Origin of the sequence: Aquimarina macrocephali, assembly GCF_051627225.1 — a bacterium.
Lineage (GTDB): Bacteria > Bacteroidota > Bacteroidia > Flavobacteriales > Flavobacteriaceae > Aquimarina > Aquimarina macrocephali.
This window is the reverse complement of record NZ_CP151795.1, coordinates 5,493,738-5,507,235: the sequence shown is the minus strand read 5'-3', so window position 1 is coordinate 5,507,235 and position 13,498 is coordinate 5,493,738. Positions and strand designations below refer to the sequence as shown.

At 34.0% G+C, this 13,498-nt stretch carries 10 protein-coding genes; 6 read left to right on the top strand and 4 right to left on the bottom strand.

What is annotated here, in order from left to right; translation table 11 throughout:
* Positions 1-15: 15 nt before the first annotated feature.
* On the bottom strand, positions 16-1,185 hold the full coding sequence (locus AAFU52_RS24465; protein WP_438424062.1) for a 2-isopropylmalate synthase: 1,170 nt from the start codon (positions 1,183-1,185) through the stop codon (positions 16-18).
* A 208-nt stretch (positions 1,186-1,393) separates the two neighbouring features.
* Between AAFU52_RS24465 and AAFU52_RS24460 the strand changes: the two genes are divergently transcribed.
* The 3 genes from AAFU52_RS24460 to AAFU52_RS24450 all read left to right on the top strand — a co-directional run bounded on the left by AAFU52_RS24460 (position 1,394) and on the right by AAFU52_RS24450 (position 6,488).
* Entirely contained in the window at positions 1,394-2,938 is a 1,545-nt protein-coding gene (locus AAFU52_RS24460) for a hypothetical protein (protein ID WP_438424060.1), read from the top strand.
* Between the two features lie 187 nt (positions 2,939-3,125).
* Positions 3,126-5,624, top strand: a complete 2,499-nt coding sequence (locus AAFU52_RS24455; RefSeq protein WP_438424058.1) for a choice-of-anchor L domain-containing protein — start codon at positions 3,126-3,128, stop codon at positions 5,622-5,624.
* Positions 5,625-5,678: 54 nt separating this feature from the next.
* The gene (locus AAFU52_RS24450; protein ID WP_438424056.1) at positions 5,679-6,488 is read left to right on the top strand and encodes a DMT family transporter; all 810 of its coding nucleotides are present in this window, start codon (positions 5,679-5,681) and stop codon (positions 6,486-6,488) included.
* A gap of 23 nt (positions 6,489-6,511) precedes the next feature.
* Here AAFU52_RS24450 and AAFU52_RS24445 read toward each other — a convergent pair whose 3' ends face one another.
* Both AAFU52_RS24445 and panB read right to left on the bottom strand, forming a co-directional pair.
* A complete protein-coding gene (locus AAFU52_RS24445; RefSeq protein WP_438424053.1) occupies positions 6,512-7,213 on the bottom strand; it encodes an RluA family pseudouridine synthase in 702 nt (233 codons plus the stop codon).
* 43 nt (positions 7,214-7,256) lie between these two features.
* On the bottom strand, positions 7,257-8,075 hold the full coding sequence (gene panB / locus AAFU52_RS24440; RefSeq protein WP_438424052.1) for a 3-methyl-2-oxobutanoate hydroxymethyltransferase: 819 nt from the start codon (positions 8,073-8,075) through the stop codon (positions 7,257-7,259).
* 160 nt (positions 8,076-8,235) lie between these two features.
* Here panB and AAFU52_RS24435 point away from each other — a divergent pair, with 160 nt between their 5' ends.
* Positions 8,236-8,715 carry a nuclear transport factor 2 family protein gene (locus AAFU52_RS24435; RefSeq protein ID WP_024772677.1) on the top strand — a complete coding sequence of 160 codons (480 nt, stop codon included), beginning with the start codon at positions 8,236-8,238 and terminating at the stop codon, positions 8,713-8,715.
* Positions 8,716-8,786: 71 nt separating this feature from the next.
* Here AAFU52_RS24435 and AAFU52_RS24430 read toward each other — a convergent pair whose 3' ends face one another.
* Positions 8,787-10,211 (bottom strand): L-serine ammonia-lyase, encoded by a 1,425-nt coding sequence (locus AAFU52_RS24430; RefSeq protein ID WP_438424050.1) that lies wholly within the window; start codon positions 10,209-10,211, stop codon positions 8,787-8,789.
* Between the two features lie 225 nt (positions 10,212-10,436).
* Here AAFU52_RS24430 and dnaK point away from each other — a divergent pair, with 225 nt between their 5' ends.
* Positions 10,437-12,350 (top strand): molecular chaperone DnaK, encoded by a 1,914-nt coding sequence (gene dnaK, locus AAFU52_RS24425; RefSeq protein ID WP_438424049.1) that lies wholly within the window; start codon positions 10,437-10,439, stop codon positions 12,348-12,350.
* Between the two features lie 342 nt (positions 12,351-12,692).
* Positions 12,693-13,427: a head GIN domain-containing protein gene (locus tag AAFU52_RS24420; RefSeq protein ID WP_438424048.1), complete on the top strand. Its 735-nt coding sequence runs from the start codon at positions 12,693-12,695 to the stop codon at positions 13,425-13,427.
* Positions 13,428-13,498: the final 71 nt, after the last annotated feature.

Sequence of the window (13,498 nt, the reverse complement as noted above, 5' to 3'; positions counted from 1 at the left end):
GTTTTTAGTATTATTTTATGCTACTACAGTAGCTACATTAGTATTTTTCATAATTTGATGAATATCTTCATCGATAACTTCTTTCTTACGATCTGCAAATTTCAAAAATTCTGAATAAACATCATCTAATTGAAGTTTTGATAATTCATAACCAACTTTTTTTGCTCTGTAAGCCAGTGCAGCTCTTCCACTTCTGGCAGTAAGTACAATCGCAGATTCTGTAACTCCAACTTCTTCGGGGTCAATAATTTCATAAGTTTCCCGGTTCTTAATTACTCCATCCTGGTGTATTCCCGAACTATGAGCAAAGGCATTGGCACCAACAATTGCTTTATTTGGTTGTACCATCATACCCATATGATCCGATACCATTTGGCTTGTTCCATATAATAATTTAGAATCAATATCCGTATTTAGATTTAAGTATGGATGTTGTTTCATAATCATGACTACTTCTTCTAGAGATGTATTACCTGCACGTTCACCAATACCATTAATAGTACATTCAATTTGTCGAGCACCATTGATTGCTCCTGAAATAGAATTTGCGGTAGCAAGGCCTAAATCGTTATGACAATGGCAAGAAATAATAACATTATCTATGCCTTTTACATTCTCTTTAAGATATTTAATTTTAGCTCCATATTCTTCTGGTAAACAATACCCAGTAGTATCAGGAATGTTGAGTACAGTAGCTCCGGCTTTAATCATAGCTTCACATACACGAGCTAAAAATTCATTATCAGTTCTCCCAGCATCTTCTGCAAAAAACTCAACATCTTCTACAAAGGATTTTGCATATTTAACAGCAGCAACTCCTTTTTCTATTACCTTATCCTGAGTAGAATTAAATTTATATTTAATATGAGACTCAGAAGTACCTATGCCTGTATGAATTCTAGGTCTTTTAGCATAACTTAAAGCTTCAGCAGCAACTTTAATATCCTTTTCTACAGCTCTGGTTAATCCACATACAGTTGCGTTTTTAACGATTTTTGCTATTTCACTTACCGAAGTAAAATCTCCCGGACTTGAAACAGGGAATCCTGCTTCTATAATGTCTACACCTAAAAGGTCGAGTCGCTCTGCAATAACTAATTTCTGTTGTGTATTTAACTTACACCCAGGGACCTGTTCTCCGTCTCTTAATGTGGTATCGAATATTTGGACTTTATTATTACTCATAGAAATACAGTGAATTTAACTTTTAGTGTTATCTATAAAAACACTATTATTTTAAAATATTCTTAAAAGATGTTTCTTTAATCTCTTACGAATTTATATTTTGGGAATTCAAAAGAGAAGTATTTGATTACAGGTTTTACAATGCTAAAATCTTTTAATATGAACATAACTACTTTTAAATCAGTTAACTATATTATATTTTCATACAATGACTAATGACCAAAAAGATCCATTGTTTGTTTTAGTGAAATCACTTTCTAAATCAGAAAAGAGACAGTTTAAGGTATATGTAGGGCGTTTAGGAATAAATACTGATTCTAAATTCCTTGCTCTTTTTAATCATTTAGATAAACACGATACGCTGGATGAAGATCTTATTGTTTCTAGAGGTATTGTAACAAAACAACAATTTTCTAACCTTAAAGCTCATTTATATAAACAAATATTAATTAGCTTAAGACTAAGTCCATTACATCAAAATATACGATCACAAATACGGGAACAATTTGATTTTGCATCTATTTTATATCATAAAGGACTATACAAACAAAGCTTAAAAATATTAGAGAAGGCAAAGATACTGGCAAAAGAAAATGAGGAGCACAATATTGCGTATGAGATAGTAGAATTTGAAAAAGTTATAGAAACACAATACATAACCAGAAGTATCAATAGTAGGGCAGATGAACTAACTGTGGAAGCCAAGATACTGAGTATGAAAAATGTATTAACCAGTAGACTATCTAATTTATCTCTTCAGTTATATGGCTTAATGCTCAAAAGTGGTTACGTAAGAAACGATAAAGAGCATCAGGAAATCACAAATTACTTTAACGGGAAACTGCCAAAGTATGAATGGAATATGTTGGGTTTTAGAGAAAAACTTTGGTTGTATAAAGCTCATCTGTGGTATAGTTTTATTGTTCAGGATTTTTTATCGTGTTATAAATATTCGAAGAAATGGCTGGATTTGTTTTATGAACATCCAAAGATGATTATTCAAAACCCTGTTTTTTTCCTTAGAGGAAATCATTATTTGTTGGAATCTTTGTATCTAATTAAAGATAAAACGCAATTAAAAACCACCTTGCAGCAATTTGAAAATAGCATTACTAATTCGACTTTTCCTAAAGATGATAATATAGAAGTTTTGTCTTTTCAGTTTATTTATAATAATAAATTGAATGTTCATTTTTTGGAGGGTAGTTTTGATGAAGGAGAATATTTGGTAGAAGAGATTCTTAGTGGAATTTCTGAGTTTAAAAACCGTTTAGATGACCATCATATAATGGTACTTTATTATAAGATTGGTTGTTTATATTTTGGAATGGCGAATCATCGAAAATGTATTGAATACCTAACCAAAATCATTAATAATAAATCTTTGAAGATGAGAGAAGATTTGATGTGCTTCTCCAGAGTACTAAGTTTGGTAGCTCATTATGAAGCAGGCATGGATTATCATTTAGAAAGCCAACTAAAAGAAACATATAGATTCTTAATTAAAATGGATGACCTGCATGAAGTACAAAAAGAAATGATCAAATTTCTTAAAAACCTTGGAGATATTTACCCTCACCAAATTAAAGATGAGTTTAAAAAACTTCATAAAAGGTTAAAACAGTATGAAGATCATCCCTATGAGAAAAGAGCTTTTTTGTATTTGGATATTCTTTCGTGGCTCGAAAGTAATATTGAAGGGAGGCCTGTGGCAGATATAATAAAGGAGAAAGCGAAAGGGCTAATAAGATAACTTAAATTTTATAAAGAGCTGAAAGTTAATTAGTATTTTATATCTTTCGTCCTTTGAAAAATAAATTTGGAATATTTTTTTTGATTAAAATACGAGTATTTTAGTTTGTAGTATCCAATGCACAACTTTCTCTGTGATGGTAGGGAATATTGCATGTGGATTATATTCCATTTAATAGTAAGTCGTAATGAATTTATGGATACCGAAAAACTTAACTGCAAAAGGAGTTTTTTATATTTGTTTTTTTACCACATTATCTACTAATGCTCAGATAACAGTGGATGATAGCTCTTTTACTATAGAGCAGTTAGTAGAAGATGTTTTGATAGATAGCCCCTGCGCAACGGTAGAAAATATATCTTCTTTCACAGGAAACAATTTTGGATTTAATGGTATAGGCTATTTTGAATCCAATAATTCTGGTTTTGAGATTGATAGAGGAGTAATTTTAAGTACCGGAAATGCTAGGAGTGCAGTTGGCCCAAATGGCCCAATAGCATTGTCCGAAGGTGATGCTTCGGGGTGGGGTGGTGATAGTGACTTAGGATCAGTAACTAGCACAGTCAATTTACATAATGCTAGTTTTATTCAATTTGATTTTGTGCCAACTATAGATTTTATTAGCTTCGATTTCTTATTTGCTTCAGAAGAATATACCGAAGCCTTTCCTTGTACATTTTCTGATGTCTTTGCTTTTATCCTTACAGATTCATCTGGGAATTCGAGAAACTTAGCGGTGGTACCAGGAACAAATACTCCTATTAAAGTAACTACCGTTAATGAAGGAGTGGATTTAAATAATGATGGAGATTTTGCTGATGTGATTAATCAGGTTTCAGAATGCCCTCCAAGAAACCCGAATTTCTATAATAGAACAATTCGACCAGGAGCCGCTGCTCCTATAGATTTTAATGGATATACAAAAGTGTTAACAGCCGCCGGAAGTGTGGTTGTTGGAGAAAGATATACAATTAAACTTGTTATTGCAGAAAATCGAGATGGGCAGTTTGATTCTGCGGTGTTTCTAGCTGCAGGAAGTTTTAATATTGGTGGAGATCTTGGAGAAGACAGAACATTGGCATCTGGTAATCCAGGATGTCTTGGAGTACCAATTACCTTAAATGCTACAGTAGGAAATAACCCTACCTATGCCTGGAAGAAAAATGGAGCCCCTTTGGCAGCAGGGGACGGAACAATGCTTATAGCAGGAGGAGCTCAATTAGAAGTTACTCAAAATGGAGTGTATAGTGTAGAAGTAAATATCGCTAGCGGATGTTCATCGTCTGATTCTATTAATGTCGAATTTGTCCCTCCTCCAAATATTTTGAATTCGGTACGACTCCTGCAATGTGATGATGATATTGATGGTTTTTCATTATTTAATTTATCTGAAGCGAATTCTTTGATATCGACCAATGCCGCAAATGAGACTTTTTCATATTATTTAACAGAACAGCTCGCTATAGCAGGAAATCAAGCAGATCAAATCACAAATTTTACAGCATACCCTAATCCAACCATACAGACCAGTGTAGTGTATGCAAGAGTAGAATCTATAGCGGATTGTTTTAGAACATCACGAGTTGATCTCGAAGTTTCAACAACCCAGATTCCTGCTAGTTTTAATCTTACATATACTGCTTGTGAGGCAGATGATGTTGATCCTACAGACGGGATTGCAACATTTAATTTTAGTGACGCTACTCCTCAAATAACCCAGTTATACCCTGGTGGTCAAAATTTAACCATTAGCTATTATGAAAATCAGGCAGATGCATTATCCGAGCAAAATGAGATAACCGATATCTCCAACTATAGAAATAATTCATCTCCTTTTAGGATTAATCTATATGTAAGAGTAGAAAACAAAGGAGCAAATTCTTGTCTGGGATTAGGAGAGCATATCACCTTGATCGTTAATCCCTTTGAGCCCATTACATTTGAAGATGAATATACATTATGTTTACAAAGTGATGGAGGAGTACTTAATCTAGTGCCCGAAGATCGTATTGAAACAGGATTAAATCCTTCAGATTATACGTTTCAATGGTATACAGGAACTGCACCAGTGGCAGGAAATGAAATACCAGGAGAAATAGATGCTTCTTTTTTACCAGACACTCCTGGGCAGTATAGCGTACTAGCTACAAGTATAGTTACAGGGTGCGAAATATCAAAAAGTACATCAGTAGTAACTTCTTACCCTCCAGAAAGTGTTACGGCAGAACTGTTATCAGGAGCATTTTCTGATAATGCTACTATCGAAGTTACAGTGGTCGGAAATGGAACATATGAATTTAGAATAGATAATAGAGATTGGCAAGCATCTAATATTTTTACAGGGGTTTCAAGAGGAGAACATAGCGTATTTGTTAGAGATTTACGTATGTGTGATGAACTAGAATCTAAAGTAGAAATTGTAGTAGACTATCCAAGATATTTTACACCTAATGGAGATGGATTTCATGACTCTTGGGGGATCACAGGAAGTACAAATGTGATAATATCTCAAGTTTTAATTTTTAATAGATTTGGTAAACTCTTAAAAGATCTTGGTGTAAATGGTAATTGGGATGGAACATACAGCGGAAAACAATTACCAGCAAGTGATTATTGGTTTAAAGTACGTTATGTTGAAAATGGTGTACCTAAAGTATTTAATTCTAATTTCTCATTAATTCGATAAATCTTGTCAAAAAGCAACCAACACTTAAAAAACATACTCGAGTTAAATTTTGCTATGTTGCTAATTAGCACCTCGGGAGCATTAGGAAGGTATATCGATATGCCCGTACCTGTGATTATTTGCTTTAGATCTATTCTAGCAGGGATATTGTTATTTATTTTTTGCAGGTGGAAAGGGATTTCTTTTAAAACAGGAAGTAAAGATCGACCGACAATTATTTTAAGTGGCATATTAATGGGACTACATTGGGTGACCTATTTCTATGCTTTAAAGTTATCTAATGTTGCTATAGGAATGCTCTCTATATTTACTTATCCAGTGATTACAGCTTTGTTAGAACCAATATTGTTAAAAACAAAATTTCAGAAAGGACATTTGCTTTTAGCATTGTTAGTATTACTAGGTATTTATTTCCTGGTTCCTGATCTAGATTTTAGTAATTCATATACAAAAGCAGTAATTTTAGGAATAATATCTGCTTTATGTTATTCACTGCGAAACCTTATTATGAAAACCAAAGTTGGTAACTATAACGGTTCGGTATTGATGTGGTATCAATTAGTCGTTATTAGTGTTTTTCTTCTACCTTTCTTATTTATTATGGATAGTTCTGGTATAAAAGATCAATGGTTACCTACACTAACTCTGGCTTTATTAACTACTGCTATCGGGCATACATTATTCCTTGCAAGCTTTAAGCGATTTTCGATTACAACGGCTAGTATTATTAGTAGTGTGCAACCGGTATATGGGATAATTATAGGGATTATTTTTTTAGGAGAAATCCCTGTGTTTTCAACGATTATAGGAGGTGTCCTGATTTTAACATCAGTAGTGATTGAAAGTATACGAACTTACAAGTAGTCAAAAAGGTAATAATCGGAAGCTTAAATCAAGCAATCATTCCAAATAGGATCAGAAGGCGGGGGAGCAGTGACAGATATAGGTTCTTTTTTAACAGGATGAACAAAGGTTAATTTCCGGGCATGTAAATGAATGCTTCCATCTTTATTGCTACGATTTGCTCCATATTTTAAATCTCCTTTAATTATACAACCAATACTAGAGAGCTGTGATCGTATTTGATGATGACGCCCCGTATGAAGGTCAATTTCTAATAAACAGTAATTATCTAGCTTTTTGATTAACTGGTATTCTAAAACTGCTTTTTTACTATCAGGTACTTCGTTTGTATATGCATAGGATTTATTCTGTTTTGGATTACGCTTTAGCCAATGTGTTAAGTTGTCATGTTTTTTAGGCGGACAACCCTTTACTACGGCCCAATATGTTTTTTGAGCTTCTTTGTTTGCAAATAATGCGTTAAGTCTAGGAAGAGCTTTACTTGTTCTTGCAAACACTACGATTCCACTAGTAGGCCTATCTAAACGGTGTACAACACCTAGGTATACTGCTCCTGGTTTATTATGTTTTTCTGCAATATATTCTTTAACAACTTCGCTAAGAGGTTTATCGCCAGTCTTATCACCTTGTACAATATCTCCCGAACGCTTATTGACAACAATAATATGGTTGTCTTCATGCAGCACCTGAAGATTGTTTTTATTTGAAATGATTTTTTTGACCAACTTTTGTAAATAAGGTAATTAAGTATATTCGACTACTAACTAATTAATATTGCTCATCTTCATTAGGGAAATCAACAGCCTTCACATCGGTAACATACTGCTTAAAAGCATTAGTCATTTCTGTATATAAGTCTAAATAACGTCTTAAAAACCGAGGGTTAAATTCATGTGTCATTCCTAACATATCATGAGTCACCAACACTTGTCCATCTACACCATTTCCTGCTCCAATACCAATGATAGGAATAGTAAGGCTTTCGGCTACTTCTTTAGCCAATTTGGCAGGTACTTTTTCAAGAACAATGGCAAAACATCCTGCTTTCTCAAGCATAAGAGCATCTTGTTTTAATTTTTGTGCTTCTTCTTCTTCTTTTGCCCGTACAGTATAGGTTCCGAATTTATATATAGATTGCGGGGTAAGACCAAGGTGTCCCATAACCGGGATACCAGCATTAAGAATTCTTTTAATAGATTCCTTAACTTCTTTTCCTCCTTCAAGTTTTACGGCATGTCCTCCTGATTCTTTCATAATCCGTATTGCAGAACGTAAAGCTTCTTTAGGATCACTCTGGTAACTTCCAAAAGGTAAATCTACAACAATCAACGCGCGATCAATTGCTCGAATTACAGAAGACGCATGATAAATCATTTGATCTAATGTAATAGGTAGTGTAGTTTCATGGCCTGCCATTACATTAGAAGCAGAATCTCCTACAAGAATAACATCGACTCCGGCACCATCAACAATTTTGGCCATAGTATAATCATAAGCGGTTAGCATAGATATCTTTTCTTTGTTAGCCTTCATCTCAATAAGAGATTTAACTGTAACGCGCTTATAATCTTTTTTTGCTGTAGACATTTTGAATTGTTTTTTTTAGGATTGTAAAAGTAATCAATTACCTATATGGTAACAAGTGTAATCTGTTTTTGATTTTTCTTTAATATATTGAAGTGAAAATTATGTGGCACAGAAGTGATTAAAACCTTATTTTTATACCTATCCAAAAATAATGAACATTATGTATAAAGTATCGATATGGGTTATTTTATTCTTCTCATGTAGTATTTTTTCTCAGAAAAATATATCTAAAGATGATCAAAACCGCTATAAAAAAGAAGTGAAACAAACTGTTTTGGACTTTTTTGAAGGGTTTCACGCTGGTGATACTGCTAAGATGAAAACTACTATAGATAAAAATATAGCAGTACAAACTATAGTGAGAACCAAAGAAGGGGAGATAAAAACAGTAAAAACTGATATAGAAAAAATTTTAACAGCTATACAAAATAGGCCAGCAGAACAAAAATGGGATGAACGTTTACTAGCATTTAAAATTGATGCAGATTCTGCAATTGCAAATGCCTGGACTCCTTATGAGTTTTATGTCAATGATAATTTTAGTCACTGTGGCGTAAATGTATTTCAACTGTTTAATGACGGTAAAACCTGGAAAATTATTGCTATTGCAGATACCAGATTTAGAGAGGGGTGTAAGTAAAAATATATTAATTAAATACCAGTAACAATATAAGTTTTGACCTTTGTGTTTTATTACTGGTGATTTATAGATTAACAATCACTAAGATTTACTTTTACTGCCAAACCACCTTCACTGGTTTCTTTATACTTTGTATTCATATCCTGAGCAGTTTCCCACATAGTTTCAATTACTTTATCCAAAGGTACTTTAGCATTGGCAGCATCTGTATCCAAAGCCATTTCGCAAGCATTAATAGCTTTTATGGCTCCCATTGCATTTCGTTCAATACAAGGGATCTGCACCAATCCAGCGATAGGGTCACATGTTAATCCAAGATGATGCTCCATTGCAATTTCACTTGCCATTAATACTTGTTCTGGAGTACCTCCCATAAGCTCGGTTAAAGCGCCAGCCGCCATTGCGGACGAAACTCCAATTTCTGCCTGGCATCCTCCCATAGCTGCAGAAATAGTAGCTCCTTTTTTGAATAGACTGCCAATTTCTCCGGCAACCAGCATAAATTGTTTTACATCATCAAAATTTGCATCATGATTTTCAATAACCATATAGTACATCATTACAGCGGGTATAACACCTGCACTCCCATTAGTAGGAGCGGTGACAACACGACCCAGAGATGCATTTACTTCATTGACTGCCAAAGCAAAACAAGATACCCATTTTAATATTTGACGAAATTTTACTTCAGTATTTCGAATAGCTTCAATCCATTCTGTTGGAGTAGTATAAACAGTAGTACCCATCAATTTTTTATGAGTATCATATGCTCTTCGCCTTACATTTAATCCACCAGGTAATGTACCTTCTGTATGACAACCAGTATACATAGATTCTAGCATTACCTTCCAAACTTGTGCAATTCTTTCATCGATTTCAGTATCGCTTTGTAATGAACGTTCATTGTCGAGAACAATTTCCGATACTTTTTTGTTTTTTGATGTGCAATATTCTAAGAGATCAGTTGCCTTATGAATAGGCATAGGGAATTGTTTGAAAGCAGTAAGCTTTTTTTCTTTTCTTTTTCGTTCTTCTTTTACTACAAAACCTCCACCAATAGAATAGAAAGAAGATGAAACTTTTTTTCCATCTTTCAGTTTGGCATGAAAAGTCATACCATTAGGATGAAATTCTTTGAACTCTCTATTAAAAATAATTTGTGTTTCCGGATCAAAAGATACTTGAAACTCACTATTAAAAGGGAGTTGCTTAGAAGTGTTTATGTTTTCAATAATAGTAGCAATTGTAGAAACATCGATAGTTTGTGGATCATAACCACATAAACCAAGAATTACAGCAATATCTGTTGCATGACCTTTTCCTGTTAATGATAATGACCCAAAAAGATCAATTGTAATAGTTGAAACAGATTCAAAGAGTTCTTTTTCTTTTAGTTCTGCGATCCATCGTCTTCCAGCACGCCAGGGACCTAATGTATGTGAGCTTGAAGGGCCTACGCCTATTTTCAGCATATCAAAAACACTGATGCATTCCATAATACAAAATTATTGATAAAATTTCGGGGGTAAATATAGTTTTTTGGCAACAAAGAAACTCATTTTTTAAAGAATAGTTAATATTGTTTTCTTTTGCCTTTGTGATCAATTCATTAAGAAGACTAAAACAATAATGACATCCTGTCAGATAGATCGTAATGGCATAATCATTGACCTAACAGCAATAAGTTATTAAGAATAATAGTATAACAATTTAAGATAAAAATGAGTAAAATAATAGGAATAGACTTAGGGACAACCAACTCTTGTGTTTCTGTAATGGAAGGTAATGAGCCTGTAGTAATCCCTAATGCCGAAGGTAAAAGAACTACCCCTTCTGTAATAGCTTTTGTAGAAGGAGGAGAAATTAAAGTAGGAGACCCTGCAAAACGTCAAGCGGTTACAAATCCAACTAAGACTATCTCTTCTATTAAGAGGTTTATGGGAAATAAATTCTCAGAATCTTCAAAAGAAGCTGAAAGAGCAGCTTATAAAGTTGTAAAAGGAGATAATGATACACCTCGAGTAGATATCGATGGTCGTTTATATACACCACAAGAATTATCTGCAATGACACTTCAGAAAATGAAGAAAACAGCAGAGGATTATCTTGGTCAGGATGTAACTAGTGCAGTAATTACTGTACCTGCCTACTTTAATGATGCACAACGTCAAGCTACTAAAGAAGCTGGTGAGATTGCAGGCCTTAAAGTAGAGCGAATTATTAATGAGCCTACAGCAGCAGCTCTGGCATATGGACTTGATAAAAAAGGTACAGATCAGAAAATCGTTGTATTTGATTTTGGTGGAGGTACACATGATGTATCTATCCTCGAATTGGGAGATGGTGTTTTTGAAGTGTTATCTACAGATGGAGATACACATTTAGGAGGAGATGATGTAGATCAAAAAATAATCGATTGGTTAGCAGAAGAGTTTAAGGCTGATGAAAATATGGACCTTAGACAAGATCCTATGGCATTGCAACGTCTTAAAGAAGCTGCAGAAAAGGCTAAAATTGAATTGTCATCTTCTTCGCAAACAGAAATTAATTTACCATATGTTACGGCTACAGCAAGTGGGCCTAAGCACTTGGTAAGATCATTAACTAAGTCTAAATTTGATCAATTGATCGATGACTTAGTAAAAAGAACTGTAGAGCCTTGTCGTACTGCACTTAAGGCAGCAGGATTATCTACAAGTGATATTGATGAGATTATATTAGTTGGTGGATCTACTCGTATCCCTGCAGTGCAGGAAGCAGTAGAAAAATTCTTTGGAAAAGCACCAAGTAAGGGTGTAAATCCAGATGAGGTTGTTGCCGTTGGAGCAGCAATTCAAGGAGGAGTATTGACTGGAGATGTTAAAGATGTACTTTTATTAGACGTAACTCCACTTTCTCTTGGTATCGAAACAATGGGTAATGTAATGACTAAGCTTATTGATGCTAACACTACGATCCCCACTAAGAAATCACAAGTGTTTTCTACAGCTGCAGATAATCAGCCATCGGTAGAGATCCATGTGTTACAAGGAGAGCGCCCAATGGCAGCAGATAATAAGACAATTGGTCGTTTTCACTTAGATGGAATTCCACCAGCACAAAGAGGAACACCTCAGATCGAAGTTACTTTTGATATCGATGCTAATGGTATTATCAAAGTTTCTGCTACAGATAAAGCTACAAACAAATCTCAGGATATTCGTATCGAAGCTTCTTCAGGATTAACAGATGAAGAAATTGAGAAAATGAAGCAAGAAGCAGAAGCAAATGCTGAAGCTGATAAAACAGCAAAAGAAACTGCAGACAAGCTTAATGAAGCAGATGGAATGATCTTCCAGACAGAAAAGCAACTTAAAGAATTTGGTGATAAATTATCTGATGATAAGAAAAAGCCAGTTGAAGAAGCTTTAGAAGAATTGAAGAAAGCGTATGAGTCTAAAGATTTAGCTTTAATCCAACCGGCTCTTGATAAAATCAATGAAGCATGGAAAGTAGCTAGTGAAGAAATGTACAAAGCTCAGGCAGATGCACAACAAGATGGACAACCTGGCCCTGATGCAGGAGCAGACCAATCCTCTAATGACGATTCTGAAGGAAGTGATGTAGAGGATGTTGATTTTGAGGAAGTAAAATAAGTATATACGAGTTTATATATAAATTAAAATGCGCAGCCAAAAGCTGCGCATTTTTTGTTTTTCTATATATGAACAAGTACAACCATATATCTTTATCATTAAAATAATATTCTTAAGAATCATTAGTGATAGATAGTTTGTGATTAGTGCCAAAATGTAGGTCATAAATGCCTAATAATTAGAGCTGATTTTTATAATCTTAATTATGTTCAATCATATAGTTATTTTTTGTTGCTTTTCGGTTTTTTGAATTTTGTACTCTGCTAACTGTAACATTATGAGAATAGTTTTGTCTTTTGATTATAAATAGAATCATCCAAAAACATTTAAAATAGATCTAAAATGAAAACACAAAACAATAATTTTGCAGTGTTAATCTGTATGATGGTATCCTTATTAGCCATTAATCCGATGATGGCTCAAAATAAGTTAAGAGGTAATGGTAATGTTGTTACTCAAGAAAGAACAATATCGACTTTTAATGAAATCATCGTAAACGGAGTTTATAATGTATACCTCTCTCAAGGAGAAAATGAATCTGTAAAAGTAGAAACTGATGAGAACCTGCAAGAAGTTGTAGTTGTCAAGAACAAAGGAAATGCATTGGTTTTAAACTGGAAAAAAGGAGTAAACGTAAAGAAAAAAACCAAAATGAACGTTTATGTGACTCTAAAAGATATAACAAAGCTAGAGGTAAAAGGAGTAGGGAATGTCAAAACTTCTTCTAAACTATCCCTAAACGTACTTGATATTGAAGCATCTGGAGTAGGAAATACGTCTTTAGAATTAGATTGTAAAAAGTTAGATGGCGATGTTTCAATGGTAGGTAATTTTACTTTGAAAGGAAAGGTTGCAGAAGTAACCCTGGATAATAATGGTACAGGTGCTTTAAGAGCTTTTGATTTAGTTGCTCAGAAATTAGAGATAAATAACTCTGGTATCGGAAAAGTAGAAGTAAATGCACAGCAAGAAATCAGTATAACTTCTTCTGGTATTGGTAGCGTTTATTATAAAGGAAATGCCAAAACTACAAAATTGGATCACCGTGGGATGGGTAAAATTAAAAAGGTAGATTAAATATAAATAATTTAAGTGTTACTATTCTTTATCTGCCTTATAGAGCCCTGATACCGGGGCTCTGGGCAGAT

Bases quoted from the DNA above. Each gene is read 5' to 3' on its own strand.
- AAFU52_RS24450 (WP_438424056.1), top strand. From the start codon at position 5,679: ATGTTGCTAATTAGCACCTCGGGAGCATTAGGAAGGTATATCGATATG.
- AAFU52_RS24460 (WP_438424060.1), top strand. From the start codon at position 1,394: ATGACTAATGACCAAAAAGATCCATTGTTTGTTTTAGTGAAATCACTT.
- AAFU52_RS24465 (WP_438424062.1), bottom strand. From the start codon at position 1,185: ATGAGTAATAATAAAGTCCAAATATTCGATACCACATTAAGAGACGGA.
- AAFU52_RS24420 (WP_438424048.1), top strand. From the start codon at position 12,693: ATGAAAACACAAAACAATAATTTTGCAGTGTTAATCTGTATGATGGTA.
- AAFU52_RS24455 (WP_438424058.1), top strand. From the start codon at position 3,126: ATGAATTTATGGATACCGAAAAACTTAACTGCAAAAGGAGTTTTTTAT.
- AAFU52_RS24435 (WP_024772677.1), top strand. From the start codon at position 8,236: ATGTATAAAGTATCGATATGGGTTATTTTATTCTTCTCATGTAGTATT.
- panB (WP_438424052.1), bottom strand. From the start codon at position 8,075: ATGTCTACAGCAAAAAAAGATTATAAGCGCGTTACAGTTAAATCTCTT.
- dnaK (WP_438424049.1), top strand. From the start codon at position 10,437: ATGAGTAAAATAATAGGAATAGACTTAGGGACAACCAACTCTTGTGTT.
- AAFU52_RS24430 (WP_438424050.1), bottom strand. From the start codon at position 10,211: ATGGAATGCATCAGTGTTTTTGATATGCTGAAAATAGGCGTAGGCCCT.